Origin of the sequence: Vogesella indigofera (genome assembly GCF_028548395.1) — a bacterium.
Lineage (GTDB): Bacteria > Pseudomonadota > Gammaproteobacteria > Burkholderiales > Chromobacteriaceae > Vogesella > Vogesella indigofera_A.
Genome location: NZ_JAQQLA010000004.1, coordinates 666,040 through 680,027 on the forward strand (window position 1 = coordinate 666,040; position 13,988 = coordinate 680,027).

Here is a 13,988-nt window from a genome sequence, read left to right on the forward strand (position 1 = left end):
TTTTTGAGCAGCATTGCCAGCTGTGCGGCCAACGTCCCTGTGCCGGCGGCGTCTGCGACGCCTGTACCGCCGTGCTGGCGAGTCCCGCCGCCACGCGTTGCCCGATATGCGCCGTGGCAGCGGCCAGTAGCCTGGTGCCTTGCGGCCATTGCCAGCGCGCGGCGCCGGCGTTTGCGCGCCTGCACGCCGCCTACGGCTACGGCTACCCGCTCGACGGCCTGATCGGCGCCTGTAAATACAGCCGCCAGCCGGCGCTGCAGGGCGCGCTCGCCAGCCTGTTGCGGCTGCAGCTGCAACGCACGCCGCAGCGGCCGGAAATCGACCTGGTGGTCGCGGTGCCACTGGCGCCGGCACGGCTGGCGGAACGCGGTTTTAACCTGCCGGATGCCCTGGCGCAGGCAGTCGCTGCTACAATCGGCGGCCGCATCGCCCACGACTTGTGTGTGCGCAAACGCAACACTGCGCCGCAGGCCGCACTCGACCGCCGCCAGCGGTTGCGCAATGTGCGCGATGCTTTTTGCGTAAAACGCCGCTGTGACGGGCTTTCCATCGCCATCGTCGATGACGTCGCCACCACCGGTGCCACCCTCGATGCGCTGGCCAAGGCACTGCAAAAAGCGGGCGCAAAACGGGTCGAAGCCTGGGTGCTTGCCAGGGCCTCCGACCACAAAATTTGACCAACCTGTTGATTTACCGGATTATTCACCCCGCAACGATGTTTACTGTTGTTCTCTACCAGCCGGAAATACCGCCCAATACGGGCAATATTATTCGACTCTGTGCCAACACCGGCTGTGAACTGCACTTGGTCAAACCGCTGGGTTTTCCGCTCGAAGACGCCAAACTGAAACGCGCCGGACTCGACTATCACGAGTACGCCCGCATGGTGGTTCACGAGAACTGGGAAGCCTGTCTGGCCCACCTTGGCCCGCGCCGCATCTTCGCGGCCACCACCAAGGGCGCCACGCGGCACGACCGCATCGCCTTCCAACCCGGCGATGTTTTGCTGTTCGGACCTGAATCACGCGGCTTGCCCCAGGAAGTACTGGACAGTCTCCCGACTGACCAGCGGGTGCGGTTGCCGATGCGGGCCGAATCACGCAGTCTCAATCTCTCTAATGCTGTCGCTGTCCTCGTCTTCGAGGCCTGGCGTCAACACGGTTTTGCCGGAGGGATCTGAGCCAGTTCACTGAGTTGGCGCAACAGCATAGGAGAGGTTCATGCGACCTTTTTACCGATGGCTGTGGCTTGCGTTCATCAGTGCTGTACTGGTGGCCTGTACCACCGTCAGACCGGCAACTGCCACCCAGACAGCCAAGGTCACGACCAAAAAATCGCCTGCCAAAACGGGCGCCTACTTTCAGAATGACGGCCCGGGCAGCAACATCCCGGTTAACCTGGACCTGGTTCCGGACGCCGTTCCCCAGGCAGAACCGCTGATCGCTGCGGCCAACCTGCCCTACACCGCGCTGGGCATGAGCTTCCGCCCGGACAAGAGCGCCAAGCCTTACCGCAAGACCGGCCGCGCATCCTGGTACGGCAAACAGTTCCACGGTCGCAAGACCAGCTCCGGCGAGCGCTACGACATGTTCGCGATGACCGCGGCGCATCCGACGCTGCCGATCCCGAGCTATGCCCGCGTCACCAATGTCAGCAATGGCGAATCGGTGATCGTGCGCATCAATGACCGCGGTCCGTTCCACAAGAGCCGGCTGATGGACCTTAGCTACGCCGCTGCCCACCGTCTGGGCTACGTCAACCGCGGCTCGGCCGAGGTTCTGATCGAGCGCGTGTTCCCGGTCAAGGGCAGCGAACGCATCGCCACCAAGCCGCCCGCAATGCAGGCTGCCGCCAGCGATCCGCTGTACCTGCAGCTGGGCAACTTCTCGCGACTGGCCCGTGCCGAGGCCGAGCTGAAAAAGCTGCTGGCCGACGACAGCCTGCACGACGACAAGCTGGCCATCGTCAATCACGAGGGCATCTACAGCATCCGCATGGGTCCGTTCCAGGGCGACCACGAAGCGCTGGCCGTCGCCAATGCACTCAGCGTGGCGCCGGTGATCACCCGCTAAGCCCGCTGCACCAGTACCAGCACCGCCTGCCTACCTCCGCGTAGCCGGGCGGTTTTTCATGGTGCCGGCGCCAGGCCAATGCCGGCCGCCTTGATCACCGCGGCCAGGGTGGCGAAGTGGCCGGCGATATCCTGCTCGTGCACGTGGGCATAGCCCAGCAGCAGGCCCTGCTGCGCCGGCGCCGCGCCGCGGTAATAGGCGCTCAGCGGCCGGGTGAGGATGCCCTGCTGCAACGCGGCCTCGGCAATGGCGTGATCGTCGCAGCCATCGGGCAAGCCCAGCACCAGGTGCAGGCCGGCGGCGCCGTCATGGATAGGCAGTCGCGCGCCAAAATGCGCGGCGATCGCCGCCAGCAGCGTCTCGCGCCGTAGCGCATAGAGATGGCGCATGCGGCGGATGTGCGACACGAAGTGGCCCTCGGCGATGAAATCCGCCAGCACCGCCTGCGTCAGGTACTGCCCGCCGCGGAACATCTCCGACAGCCCGGTCTGGAAGCTGGCGACCAGCGCTTCCGGCACCACCATGTAGGCCAGCCGCAGCCCCGGATAGATCACCTTGGAAAAGGTGGCCAGATAGATGACGCGGCCGTGGCGGTCCAGCCCCTGCAGCGACGGCAGCGGCGAGCGGCCGTAGCGGAATTCGCTGTCGTAGTCGTCCTCCACGATCCAGCTGTTGTGTCGCCGCGCATAGGCCAGCAAGCGCCGCCGCCGCGCCAGGCTCATCACCGCGCCCAGCGGGTACTGGTGTGACGGCGACACGTAGATCAGCTTCGGCGCCCCCAGCCGTGCGCCCTCCTCCACCTGCAGCCCCTCGCCGTCGACCGGTACCGGCAACGTGTCGAGCCCGCTGCTGCGCCACACGCTGTGCACGCCCCAGTAACCCGGATTCTCCACCCATGCTGTGTCACCGACGTCGCCCAGCAGCAGCGCGATCAGCTGTAACGCCGCGTGCGAGCCGTTGGTGACGATAATCTGTTCCGGGGTGCAGATCACGCCGCGCGAGCTGCGCAGGTAGTCGGCCAGCGCGCTGCGCAGCGCCGGCAGCCCGGGGCCGACGGAGTAGGTCAGCAGGTCCGGCTGCGGCTTGCGCCACTGGCGGTTGTGCAGCCGCATCCAGGTGCGTGACGGAAAGGTGCGCACCTCCGGCACCCCCGGCATGAAGGCGCCCCACTGCTTGTCGCCGGCACCGGCCTGCGCCACCAGCTGCGTGCCGCGCCGCGAGATCTCGGCCAGGCTGTCGGCGCCGGCCCTGGTCGCCGCCGGCTCGCGCCCAGGCAGGCGCTCCGGCCCGGTATCCAGCACGAAGGTGCCGCGGCCAACCCCGGCCGCCAGATAACCCTCCACCACCAGCCGTTCGTAGACGTGGATCACGGTGTTGCGCGCGATGCCCAGCTCCTGCGCCAGCTGCCGCGACGACGGCAGCCTCAGCCCCGGCGGCAGCACCTCCTGCAGGATGCCGTCGCGCAGCAGGCGGTACAGCTGCAGGGTGTTGGATTCGGCGCTGTCGCGGCGGAAGTGCTGCAGCAGCAGGTCGGCCAGCATTTGCTGCAGCACGATCTGGGACGGGGAGGACGGGGACGCCATGACAGGAAACCGCGCAGATTGGTTCTATTAAAAAAACAGGATTGGGTCTAATTTTATCACCAATCAGCGCTTACACTGCCGCCGGCTTTTGCTTGCAACAACAATCGCGGCTGCCCTGCACTCCCCAGCAACCCAATAACGGTATCGGCGCGTCCGCGCACGGTCACCAGGCAGCCGCCAACGGAGAATCTGATTCAATGAGTGCTTCATCCCCAGGACTGAGCCACGGGCTCAAGGAACGTCACGTCACCATGTTGTCCATCGCCGGCGTGATCGGCGCCGGCCTGTTTGTCGGCTCCGGCCACGCCATTGCCGAAGCCGGCCCGGCGGTGCTGATCGCCTACGCCATCGCCGGCCTGCTGGTGATCCTGGTCATGCGCATGCTCGGCGAGATGGCGGTCGCCTCGCCCGACACCGGCTCGTTTTCCACCTACGCCGACCGCGCCATCGGCCACTGGGCCGGTTACCTGATCGGCTGGCTGTACTGGTGGTTCTGGGTACTGGTGATCCCGCTGGAGGCCACCGCCGCCGCCACCATCCTGCACACCTGGTTTGCCGGCGTGCCGCTGTGGGCGTTTGCGCTGGGCATCACCGTGCTGCTGACCATCACCAACCTGTTCAGCGTGAAGAACTACGGCGAATTCGAGTTCTGGTTCGCGCTGGTCAAGGTGGTCGCCATCATCGCCTTCCTCGCCATTGCCGCCGCCGCCATCATGGGCCTGATTCCGGGCAGCCAGACCAGTGGCGTGTCCAATCTGTTCGCCCACGGCGGCTTCATGCCCAACGGCTTCGGCGCGGTGCTGGGTGCGATGCTGACCACCATGTTCACCTTCCTCGGCACCGAGATCGTCACCATCGCCGCGGCGGAATCCGACAACCCGCAGCAGCAGATCACCAAGGCCACCAACTCGGTGGTATGGCGCATCAGCCTGTTCTATCTGGGTTCGATCTTCGTGGTGACCTCGCTGGTGGCGTGGAACGACCCGCAGTTGGCCGCACTGGGCTCCTACCAGCGCACACTGGAGCTGATCGGCATCCCCAACGCCAAGGCCATCGTCGACGTGGTGGTGCTGATCTCGGTGGCCAGCTGCCTGAACTCGGCGCTGTATACCGCCTCGCGCATGCTGTACTCGCTGTCCACCCGTCGCGACGCGATGCAGGTATTCAACAAGACCGCCGGCAACGGCACGCCACAGAACGCGGTGCTGGGTTCGATGGTGGTGGGCTTCATGATGGTGATCGCCAACTATCTGGTACCGGAAGCGGTGTTCAACGTGCTGCTGGCCACCTCCGGCGCCATCGCGCTGCTGGTGTACATGGCGATCGCCATCTCCCAACTGCGCATGCGCCAGCGCATGATCGCCCGCGGCGAGACCCCGGCCTTCAAGATGTGGCTGTTCCCGTGGCTGACCTGGGCGGTGATCCTGTTCATCGCCGCAGTGCTGGTGATCATGGCCTTCCGCCCCGACCACCAGATCGAGGTGCTGAGCACCGCCGTGCTGACCATCCTGCTGCTGCTCGTCGGCTGGGTCCGCTCGCGCCTGCTGGGTACCGGCTGGCGCCACAGCAGCCCGGCGCTGGCTGCGGCCAACGTTGGCTGAGTCCACGCCGCACCAAACCAATCCTGTCTGCTTGCCCGCCTCTGGCGGGCTTTTTTCATGCCGCCGCGCCGCCGTGCAGGCAAGAAAAAACCCCGGCACGGGCCGGGGTCAATACCTTTGCAGGCTCCTGCTCAGGGAGGTGAAGCAGGAAGGTGTGAACACCTGCTTACTTTGACGGCTTACTCGGGCAAAGTTCCGGCGGCACCGTGATTTTCTTCGGCGCCGAGATCGTCCTCCGCCACCGCCGCGAACCAGTCCTGCACCTGCTGCTCGACTTCGGCAGTGCCGGTCTTCTTCGAGCTGGAGAACAGCTGGATGCTGATTTGCGGGTAGTCATGCAGTTCTTTTTTGACCGAGGCCAAGACTTTCTGCTGCTCCTGACGCGATAATTTGTCGGCTTTGGACAACAGGATGTGCACCGGACGGTTGGTCTCGCTGAAAAACTCGATCATCTTCCAGTCCAGATCGCGCAGCGGCCGGCGCGAATCCATGATCAGCAACAGACCGATCAGGCTGGTACGCGACTGCAGGTACTGCCCCAGCAGTTCCACCCAGTGCGCGCGCACCGCCTCCGGCACTTCGGCGTAGCCGTAGCCGGGCAGGTCGACCAGGTAGCGTTCCTGGCCCAAGTCGAAGAAATTGATATGCTGCGTCCGCCCCGGCGTCTTGGACACGAAGGCCAGGCGGGTGCGATTGCACAGGGTATTGATGGCGCTGGACTTGCCGGCATTGGAGCGCCCGACAAAGGCGATCTCGGCACGGGTCGGCGGCAAATCCTTAAGATGATTTACGGTGGTAAAGAAGCGGGCGTTCTGAAAGATCGTCATAGTAGTAAGTGTAAAGTCAGTTGGTATAGAATAGCAGGTTTGAAATTGCCACCTTTACAGATATTTACGCAATCTCTCTCGAGGAGTGACCATGAAACGTAAGATGCTGTTGGCGATCGCTGCCGCTACCCTCGCCGGTAGCGCACTGGCCGCCACCCCAGCTGTGACCCGTGGCGATGTCGCCAAAGGCAAAGTGATTGCCGAGCAAGTGTGTGCCGCCTGTCACGGTGCGGACGGCAACAGCGTGGCCTCCGCCAACCCGTCGCTGGCTGGCCAGCACGCCAAATACCTGGAGAGCCAGCTCAAGGCCTTCAAGAGTGGCGAACGCAAGAACCCGATCATGCTGGGCATGGCTTCCAGCCTGTCCGACGCCGACATGAAGAACGTGGCCGAGTACTTCAGCGAACAGAAGCTGAAAGCACGCCAGGCCAACGACAAGGCACTGCTGCCTGCCGGCCAGAAGCTGTACAAGGCCGGCAACCCGGTGACCCGCGTGCCGGCCTGTATGGCCTGCCACGGTGCCGCCGGCAAGGGCTTCCCGGCCCAGTACCCGGCACTGGGTAGCCAGCACGCTGCCTACATCGTCAAACAGCTGAATGATTTCAAGGCTGGCACGGATCGCAAGAACTCGATCATGGCCGATGTGGCCATGCGCATGTCTGACGCCGACATGAAAGCGGTCGCAGAATACATTTCCGGCCTGCGTTAAGCGCAACTTTTTGCTGCTGACACGTTCCAAAGGGGGGCCTTCACGCCCCCCTTTGTCGTGCTTCGAAAATACATGAAACCCAATAAGCCTTCAGCATCGAATCTTCACCGCGCGTACGAGCTGTTCAGTTCGATGCGCTTCGCCATCGGCTTGCTGACCATCCTGGCTATCGCCTCGATCATCGGCACCGTGCTCAAGCAGAACGAGCCCTACCCCAACTACGCCTTCGAGTTCGGCCAGTTCTGGTTTGTCGCCTTCGAGAAGCTGGGCCTGTACGACGTCTACCACTCGTCGTGGTTCCTGCTGATCCTCGCCTTCCTGGTGCTGTCCACCACACTGTGCATCATCCGCAACGGCCCCGCCTTCCTGCGCGACATGAAGAGCTTCCGCGAGCGCGCCACCGACAACTCGCTGCGCGCGATGCGCCATAGCCAGCAGCTGGACCTGACGCTGGACGAGGCGCGGGCGATGCGCCTGCTGCAGGGCCACGGCCTGCGCGTGAAGCGGGTGCCACGCGACGACGGCAGCGTGCTCTTGGCGGCGAAGAAGGGCAGCGCCAACAAGCTGGGCTACTTCTTCGCCCACATCGCGATGGTGGTGATCTGCATCGGCGGCCTGATGGACGGCAACCTGCCGCTCAAGCTCGGCGAGCTGACCGGCAGCATCAAGCCGGAAACGCGCGAACTGCCGCAGGCACAGATTCCGGAACAGAGCCGCCTTGGCGCCGGCAACCTGTCGTTCCGCGGCAGCGTGACGGTGCCGGAAGGCAAGAGCGCCGACGTGATCTTCATGAACAGCGGCAACGGCTACCTGGTGCAGGAACTGCCGTTCATCGTCACGCTGAAGAAATTCCACGTCGACTACTACAGCAACGGCATGCCCAAGCTGTTCGCCAGCGACCTGGTCATCACCGACAAGGACAGCGGCAAGACTTCCGAGCACACCATCAAGGTCAACCACCCGCTGGTGGTCGACGGCGTGGCCATTTACCAGGCCAGCTTCGGCGACGGCGGCTCGCCGCTGCAGCTGAAGGCGTGGAACCTGCAGACGCCGCAGGCGGCGCCGACCGCGATTCGCGGCAGCTCGCTCGGCGCGCAGCCACTGAAGGTCAACGGCCGCGACTACCAGTTGGAGTTCGGCGAACTGCGCGTGTTCAACGTGGAAAACACCGGCGCGCCGGGCAGCGACGACAAGTCGCTGGCACAGCGCCTCAACGACGCGCGCTCGGTACGGCAGGACACCAAGGCGCTGAAGAACATCGGCCCGTCGATCAGCTTCAAGCTGCGCGACCAGCACGGCCAGGCGCGCGAATACCAGCACTACATGGCGCCGATGCAGCAGGACGGCGAGTGGTACCAGGTGTCCGGGGTGCGCAGCGACGTGGCGCAGCCGTTCCAGTACCTGCGCATTCCGCTCGACAAGGATATGAGCATCGCCAGCTTCATGCGCCTGTACGCGGCGCTGAAGAACCCGGCGCTGTACGACGAGATCCGTCAGCGCACCACCGCCAAGGCGATGCAGGGCCAGGCGATCAGCCCGGCGATGCAGCAGCAGTTCTCCGACAGCGTGCGCTGGGTGTTGTCCCGCTTTGCCCAGGGCGGCTTTGGCGCGCTGGAACAGTTCCTCGACGACAAGGTGCCGGCCGACAAGCGCCAGGCGATCGCGCAGACCTACATCAAGATCCTGCAGGGCGCGGTGGTCGACGTGATGGACGTGGCGCAGGCCAAGGCCGGTCTGCCGGCGTGGCCGCAGGACGCCAAGCACTACCGCTTCCTGCTCGACAGTCTGGTCAGCGTCAGCGCGCTGCAGGACTACGCGGCGCCGGTGTACCTGGAAATGAGCGGTTTTGACCAGGTGCAGTCCTCCGGCCTGCAAATGACGCGCTCGCCGGGCAAGAATGTGGTTTATCTTGGTTCGCTGCTGCTGGTGATCGGCATCATCCTGATGTTCTACGTGCGCGAAGTGCGCGTCTGGCTGCTGCTGCAGCGCGACGGCACCCGTCTGGCGATGACCTCCAACCGCCACAACCGCGATCTGGACCAGGACTTCGAGCGCATGGTCGACTATCTGAACAAACAGGCTGGAGAAGCATGATGGAGATGGTGTTGCAACAACCGCTGTACAAGCGTCTGGCCGCCGGTGACTGGCTGTACGCGCTGCTGATCATCGTCGCGGCCGGCTACAGCTTCAGCCTGTACGGCAGCGCGCTGGACTACTACGAACAGCTGATTCTGGTGGGCAGCAGTATCGGCCTGGTGGCACTGGGCTGGTTCTGGCCGAGCTGGCGCTGGTTCTTCCCGCTGGCCGGCGGCGTGTCGCTGCTGGCGATCCAGCTGTACGACCACAACCTGGCGCGCGCGGCGGAAAGCTTCGGCCTGAAGTACCTGCTGTCCAGCCAGTCGTCGTTCATGTGGATGTGCACGCTGTTCTTCCTCGCTACCGTGCTGTACTGGGCCGGCACCCTTTCCCGCGCCGGCCTGCTGATGCGCATGGGCAGCGGCCTGACCTGGGCGGCGGCGGTGTTCGCGCTGGCCGGGCTGTTCACCCGCTGGTACGAGAGCTACCTGATCGCGCCGGACGTTGGCCGCATCCCGGTCTCCAACCTGTACGAAGTGTTCATCCTGTTCTGCCTGATCACCGCGCTGATGTACCTGTACTACGAGGCCAAGTTCGCGGTGCGCCAGGTCGGCGCCTTCGTGCTGCTGGTGATCAGCGCCGCGGTCGGTTTCATCCTGTGGTACACCTTCGACCGCCAGGCACACGAGATCCAGCCGCTGATCCCGGCGCTGCAATCGTGGTGGATGAAGATCCACGTGCCGGCCAACTTCGTCGGCTACGGCGCGTTCGCGATGTCGGCGATGATAGGCGTGGCGCAACTGCTGATCCGCCGCGGCATCCTCGCCAGCCGCCTGCCCTCGGCCGAGGTGCTGGACGAGGTGATGTACAAGGCGATCGCCGTCGGCTTCCTGTTCTTCACCATCGCTACCATCCTCGGCGCGATGTGGGCGGCGGACGCTTGGGGCGGCTACTGGAGCTGGGACCCGAAAGAAACCTGGGCGCTGATCGTGTGGCTGAACTACGCCGCCTGGCTGCACATGCGCCTGGTCAAGGGCTGGCGCGGCGAGCCGCTGGCGTGGTGGGCGGTGGTCGGCCTGCTGGTGACCTCGTTCGCCTTCATCGGCGTCAACATGTTCCTGTCCGGCCTGCACTCCTACGGCGCGCTGTAATACCCAGGGTTGGCCGCATGCGGCCAACCTTGTCACCCCCACGACCCGACCCTGCGCCGGGTCGTGGCGTTTTCCGCTCAGCCATACACCGACAGCTCCAGCAGGTTGCCGTCCGGATCGCGCAGATACAGCGAGCGGATCGGCCCCAGCGCACCGGTGCGCGCGACCGGGCCCAGCTCGACGGCCACGCCCTTGGCCGTCAGCTCCGCCGCCACCTCATCCAGCTCGCCGGCCACGATCAGGCAGAGATCGGCACTGCCCGCCTGCGGCACCCGCGCGTGCGGCAGCAAGGGCGCGGCCGCCGGATGCAGATTGATCTTGTGCCGGCCGAATTCCAGTGCCACCCTGCCCTCGCCGAAGGTTACCGGCACCATGCCCAGCACATCGCGATAAAACGCCACCGTGCGCGGAATGTCCGCCACCGTCAGCACCAGATGATCCAGCCCTTCGATTTGCATCCTGCCTCCTTGCCGGGCACACGCTGCCGCGCCATGCCGCGGCGGCCCAGCGCCATACTTTACCGCGCGCGGCGATCACGGCACACTGCCGCCAGCGCCGCGCCCCCTGCAGGCGCGGCGCAGCCCGTCCGCTGCCCGATCACTTGCCGGAGCCGTCATGAGCACACTTCCCCTGCATCCCGCCACCCTCGCCGTCCGCGCCGGCGAAGACGATTTCCGCCCGCACGCCGCGCTGGCGGTGCCGATCGAGTTCGGCATCGCCCACGGCTACCCGGATGTGGACAGCTGGGAGCAGGTGGCGCGCGGCGAGGTGGCCGGCCCGCTGTACGCGCGCAACAGCGCCCACCCCACCAGCCTGGCGCTGGAAGCCAAGCTGGCGGCACTGGAAGGCGCGGCGGCGGCGGTGAGCTTCGGCAGCGGCATGGCGGCGATCAGCAGCACACTGCTGGCGCTGCTCAAGCCCGGCGCGCGGGTGGTGGCCGGCAAGGACACCTACGGCGGCAGCCACTACCTGCTGCAGCACACCCTGCCGCAGTGGGGCGTACAGGTGACGCTGTGCGACACCACCGACGCCGCCGCCTTCGAGGCGGCGCTGGCCGGCGGCTGCGAGCTGCTGTACCTGGAATCGCCGACCAACCCGCTGCTGAAGGTGCAGGACATCCGCCGCCTGGCCGCCGCCGGCCATGCCGCCGGCGCACTGGTGGTGATCGACAACACCTTCGCCACCCCGGTGAACCAGAACCCGCTGGCGCTGGGCGCCGACCTGGTGCTGCACAGCGCCACCAAATTCCTCGGCGGCCACGCCGACGCCATGGGCGGCATCGTCTGCGGCAGCCAGGCGCTGACCGACCGCATCCGCCACTACCGCGAGATCCACGGCGCCTGCCTCGACCCGATGAGCGCGTTCCTGATCCTGCGCGGCATCAAGACGCTGGCGCTGCGCATGCGCCAGCACAACGACAACGCACTGGCGCTGGCGCAGTGGCTGCAGCAGCAGCCGGCGGTGGCGCAGGTGAACTACCCCGGCCTGCCGGACCACCCGCAGCACGCCATCGCCCGCGCGCAGATGCACGGCTTCGGCGGCGTGCTCAGCTTCGAGCTGGCCGGCGGTTTTGCCGCCGTGCGCCGGTTGCTGCCACGCTGCCAGCGGCTGCTCCGTGCCGCCACGCTGGGCACGGTAGATACCCTGCTGGGGGTGCCCAGCACCACCAGCCACGTGGAGTGCAGCGAGCAGGAACGCATCGCGCTGGGCATTCCCGGCGGGCTGGTGCGCTGCTCGGTGGGCATCGAGGACATCCGCGACATCATCGCCGACCTGCAGCAGGCGCTGGCCGAGTGATCTCCGCAACCCAACAGGTTGGCCGCATGCCTTGCGGCCAACCTTGCGCCCAATGAGCTGGTACCTGTACCTGCTGGAATGCCGCGGCGGCAGCCTGTACACCGGCATCAGCAATAACGTGGAAAAACGCTACGCCGCCCACCTCAAAGGCAAGGGTGCGCGCTACACCCGCAGCTTCCCGCCGGAGCGCATCGCGCTGGTGCTGGAATTTGCCGACAAGGGCGAGGCGCTGCGCGCCGAACTGGCGGTAAAGGCGATGAACGCAGCGCAAAAGCGGGCGTGGCTGGCGGCACACCGCAGCGATACCGCGATTAGCCCAGCTAATCAGACCGCGCAGTAATGCTGGCTTGCCGCCGCTAGCAGCCACGCTCACACTGCCGGTCATCTCCTGACAGGAAAGCGCCATGTTCCCTCTCGATACCCTCCCCACCGCCCTGCGCCACGGCCAGCCGCTGCTGTGGCACAACCCTTCCCTGCTGCCCGCCGCACAAGCGCTGGCCGCCAGCCGCTACGGCCGTGCCGACATCGAAGCCGCCATCGCCCGCTGGCAACGCTTTGCGCCGCTGCTGGCGTGGCTGTTTCCGGACAGCGTGGCGGCAGATGGCCGCATCGATTCGCCGCTGCTGCAGCAAACCGATGACAGCGGCCAACCCTTGTGGGTGAAGGCCGACCACGCGCTGCCGATCACCGCCTGCATCAAGGCGCGCGGCGGCGTGTACGAGGTGCTGTGCCACGCCGAGCAACTGGCGCTGACCGCCGGCCTGCTGCACGCCGGCGACAACTACGCCGTGTTGGCCGATGCGCCAGCGCGGCAGCTGTTCGCGCAGCACCGCATCCTGGTCGGCAGCACCGGCAACCTCGGCTACAGCGTCGGGGTGATGGCGCGTGCGCTGGGGCTGGGGGTGGCAGTACACATGTCGCACGACGCCAAGGAATGGAAAAAACAGCGCCTGCGCGCGCTGGGTGCCAGCGTGGTGGAACACCCCGGCGACTACGCACTGGCGGTGGCCGCCGCCCGCGACAGCGCCGCCAGCGATGCGCACGCCTATTTCATCGACGACGAAAGCTCGCTGCTGCTGTTCTTCGGCTACGCCGCCGCGGCCTGGGATCTGGCGGCGCAACTGGACGCTGCCGGCCTGCGGCCAACGCCCGAGCAGCCGCTGCGGGTGTACCTGCCCTGCGGCGTCGGCGGCGCGCCCGGTGGCGTGGCCTTCGGCCTGAAATGCCTGTTCGGCGACGCGGTGCAGTGCGTGCTGGTGGAGCCGGTGGCCTCGCCCTGCTTCCTGCTGCGCCTCGCCACTGGCGACGACGCGCTGTCGGTATACGACATCGGCCTCGACAACCGCACCGTGGCCGACGGCCTGGCGGTGCCGCGCGCCTCCGCCACCGTGGCCGGCATCGTCGGACAGCTGATCGACGCGGTGGTCACCGTCAGCGACGCCAGCCTGCTGGCCGCCGTGCGCCAGCAGTGGCAACAACACGACCTGCGGCTGGAGCCATCCGCCGCCGCCGGTTTCGTCGCCCATCAGCTGGCCGCCGAGCAATGGCCGGGCAAGGTAATCCCGGTGGTGTGGACCACCGGCGGCAACGGCCTACCGGACGAGGTGTTTTTGCCGCTGCTGGCGGGGTGATTTAAAGGCCGCTCAATAGCAAAAAGGCTGGCCATGCATCCCGGATGCAGCGGCAGCTTGTCTGGGCCACACGCGGCACCGCTTGCCGCGGCAATCTTTTTTCATCAGCCCAGGAATAAACTGGAGGGCCGGGACGTATATCCGGTACTTTTCCCCGAACTGGAGACCCCGATGAAGACCCTGATGACTGCGCTGTCCCTGCTGCTGTGTACCCAGACCGTGCTGGCCGACACCATGCCGGCCCGGACCCATAACGACATCCTGACCGGCAGCAATGGTATGAGCCTGTACACCTTCGACAAGGACACCGCCGGTAGCGGCAAGAGCGTGTGCAACGGTCCGTGCGCGGCCAACTGGCCACCGCTGATGGCGGCGGCAGATGCCAAGACGGTGGCGGACTACACCGTGATTACCCGTGATGACGGCAATAAGCAGTGGGCCTACAAGGGCAAACCACTGTATTTCTGGGTCAAGGACAGCAAACCGGGCGACACCAGCGGCGACGGTTTCAATAACGTCTGGCACCTCGCCCGGCCCTGAT

At 65.9% G+C, this 13,988-nt stretch carries 14 protein-coding genes; 11 read left to right on the forward strand and 3 right to left on the reverse strand.

Going from position 1 to position 13,988, the window contains the following annotated elements:
- The first annotated feature begins 113 nt into the window (after window positions 1-113).
- The 3 genes from PQU89_RS08880 to PQU89_RS08890 are packed head-to-tail and all read left to right on the forward strand — an operon-like array spanning window position 114 to window position 2,072.
- On the forward strand, window positions 114-677 hold the full coding sequence (locus PQU89_RS08880) for a ComF family protein (protein WP_272765496.1): 564 nt from the start codon (window positions 114-116) through the stop codon (window positions 675-677).
- A 38-nt stretch (window positions 678-715) separates the two neighbouring features.
- Complete coding sequence (trmL, locus tag PQU89_RS08885) at window positions 716-1,180, forward strand: tRNA (uridine(34)/cytosine(34)/5-carboxymethylaminomethyluridine(34)-2'-O)-methyltransferase TrmL (protein ID WP_047965962.1); 465 nt, start codon at window positions 716-718, stop codon at window positions 1,178-1,180.
- A gap of 40 nt (window positions 1,181-1,220) precedes the next feature.
- Window positions 1,221-2,072, forward strand: coding sequence for a septal ring lytic transglycosylase RlpA family protein (locus tag PQU89_RS08890; RefSeq protein WP_272756444.1), 852 nt, complete (start codon window positions 1,221-1,223; stop codon window positions 2,070-2,072).
- 56 nt (window positions 2,073-2,128) lie between these two features.
- Here the strand turns inward: PQU89_RS08890 and pdxR are convergent, their stop codons facing one another.
- The gene (gene pdxR / locus PQU89_RS08895) at window positions 2,129-3,655 is read right to left on the reverse strand and encodes a MocR-like pyridoxine biosynthesis transcription factor PdxR (protein WP_272765497.1); all 1,527 of its coding nucleotides are present in this window, start codon (window positions 3,653-3,655) and stop codon (window positions 2,129-2,131) included.
- Window positions 3,656-3,852: 197 nt separating this feature from the next.
- Between pdxR and gabP the strand changes: the two genes are divergently transcribed.
- Window positions 3,853-5,256, forward strand: a complete 1,404-nt coding sequence (gene gabP / locus PQU89_RS08900) for a GABA permease (protein ID WP_272765498.1) — start codon at window positions 3,853-3,855, stop codon at window positions 5,254-5,256.
- A gap of 179 nt (window positions 5,257-5,435) precedes the next feature.
- Here the strand turns inward: gabP and yihA are convergent, their stop codons facing one another.
- Window positions 5,436-6,083, reverse strand: a complete 648-nt coding sequence (gene yihA, locus PQU89_RS08905; protein ID WP_272765499.1) for a ribosome biogenesis GTP-binding protein YihA/YsxC — start codon at window positions 6,081-6,083, stop codon at window positions 5,436-5,438.
- A 91-nt stretch (window positions 6,084-6,174) separates the two neighbouring features.
- Here yihA and PQU89_RS08910 point away from each other — a divergent pair, with 91 nt between their 5' ends.
- From PQU89_RS08910 to ccsB, 3 genes are all read left to right on the forward strand, one after another.
- Window positions 6,175-6,792 carry a c-type cytochrome gene (locus tag PQU89_RS08910; RefSeq protein ID WP_047965890.1) on the forward strand — a complete coding sequence of 206 codons (618 nt, stop codon included), beginning with the start codon at window positions 6,175-6,177 and terminating at the stop codon, window positions 6,790-6,792.
- Window positions 6,793-6,864: 72 nt separating this feature from the next.
- Window positions 6,865-8,886, forward strand: coding sequence for a cytochrome c biogenesis protein ResB (locus PQU89_RS08915; protein WP_272765500.1), 2,022 nt, complete (start codon window positions 6,865-6,867; stop codon window positions 8,884-8,886).
- Window positions 8,886-10,019, forward strand: coding sequence for a c-type cytochrome biogenesis protein CcsB (ccsB, locus tag PQU89_RS08920; protein WP_272765788.1), 1,134 nt, complete (start codon window positions 8,886-8,888; stop codon window positions 10,017-10,019). Before PQU89_RS08915 ends, ccsB begins: the two co-directional genes overlap by 1 nt.
- 77 nt (window positions 10,020-10,096) lie before the next feature.
- Here the strand turns inward: ccsB and PQU89_RS08925 are convergent, their stop codons facing one another.
- Window positions 10,097-10,477: a VOC family protein gene (locus tag PQU89_RS08925; protein ID WP_272765501.1), complete on the reverse strand. Its 381-nt coding sequence runs from the start codon at window positions 10,475-10,477 to the stop codon at window positions 10,097-10,099.
- A 157-nt stretch (window positions 10,478-10,634) separates the two neighbouring features.
- On the opposite strand from PQU89_RS08925, the gene PQU89_RS08930 reads away from it, so the two are divergent.
- From PQU89_RS08930 to PQU89_RS08945, 4 genes are all read left to right on the forward strand, one after another.
- A complete protein-coding gene (locus PQU89_RS08930; protein ID WP_272765502.1) occupies window positions 10,635-11,816 on the forward strand; it encodes an aminotransferase class I/II-fold pyridoxal phosphate-dependent enzyme in 1,182 nt (393 codons plus the stop codon).
- Between the two features lie 52 nt (window positions 11,817-11,868).
- Window positions 11,869-12,156: a GIY-YIG nuclease family protein gene (locus tag PQU89_RS08935; RefSeq protein ID WP_272765503.1), complete on the forward strand. Its 288-nt coding sequence runs from the start codon at window positions 11,869-11,871 to the stop codon at window positions 12,154-12,156.
- A gap of 64 nt (window positions 12,157-12,220) precedes the next feature.
- A complete protein-coding gene (gene dsdA, locus PQU89_RS08940; protein WP_272765504.1) occupies window positions 12,221-13,447 on the forward strand; it encodes a D-serine ammonia-lyase in 1,227 nt (408 codons plus the stop codon).
- A gap of 171 nt (window positions 13,448-13,618) precedes the next feature.
- On the forward strand, window positions 13,619-13,987 hold the full coding sequence (locus tag PQU89_RS08945) for a COG4315 family predicted lipoprotein (protein WP_272765505.1): 369 nt from the start codon (window positions 13,619-13,621) through the stop codon (window positions 13,985-13,987).
- The last annotated feature ends 1 nt before the right edge of the window (window position 13,988 follow it).

Excerpts from the sequence above, each read along its gene's own strand:
- pdxR (WP_272765497.1), bottom strand. The coding sequence starts at position 3,655 with ATGGCGTCCCCGTCCTCCCCGTCCCAGATCGTGCTGCAGCAAATGCTG.
- trmL (WP_047965962.1), top strand. The coding sequence starts at position 716 with ATGTTTACTGTTGTTCTCTACCAGCCGGAAATACCGCCCAATACGGGC.
- PQU89_RS08890 (WP_272756444.1), top strand. The coding sequence starts at position 1,221 with ATGCGACCTTTTTACCGATGGCTGTGGCTTGCGTTCATCAGTGCTGTA.
- dsdA (WP_272765504.1), top strand. The coding sequence starts at position 12,221 with ATGTTCCCTCTCGATACCCTCCCCACCGCCCTGCGCCACGGCCAGCCG.
- PQU89_RS08925 (WP_272765501.1), bottom strand. The coding sequence starts at position 10,477 with ATGCAAATCGAAGGGCTGGATCATCTGGTGCTGACGGTGGCGGACATT.
- PQU89_RS08915 (WP_272765500.1), top strand. The coding sequence starts at position 6,865 with ATGAAACCCAATAAGCCTTCAGCATCGAATCTTCACCGCGCGTACGAG.
- yihA (WP_272765499.1), bottom strand. The coding sequence starts at position 6,083 with ATGACGATCTTTCAGAACGCCCGCTTCTTTACCACCGTAAATCATCTT.
- ccsB (WP_272765788.1), top strand. The coding sequence starts at position 8,886 with ATGGAGATGGTGTTGCAACAACCGCTGTACAAGCGTCTGGCCGCCGGT.
- PQU89_RS08945 (WP_272765505.1), top strand. The coding sequence starts at position 13,619 with ATGAAGACCCTGATGACTGCGCTGTCCCTGCTGCTGTGTACCCAGACC.
- PQU89_RS08930 (WP_272765502.1), top strand. The coding sequence starts at position 10,635 with ATGAGCACACTTCCCCTGCATCCCGCCACCCTCGCCGTCCGCGCCGGC.
- PQU89_RS08910 (WP_047965890.1), top strand. The coding sequence starts at position 6,175 with ATGAAACGTAAGATGCTGTTGGCGATCGCTGCCGCTACCCTCGCCGGT.
- PQU89_RS08935 (WP_272765503.1), top strand. The coding sequence starts at position 11,869 with ATGAGCTGGTACCTGTACCTGCTGGAATGCCGCGGCGGCAGCCTGTAC.
- gabP (WP_272765498.1), top strand. The coding sequence starts at position 3,853 with ATGAGTGCTTCATCCCCAGGACTGAGCCACGGGCTCAAGGAACGTCAC.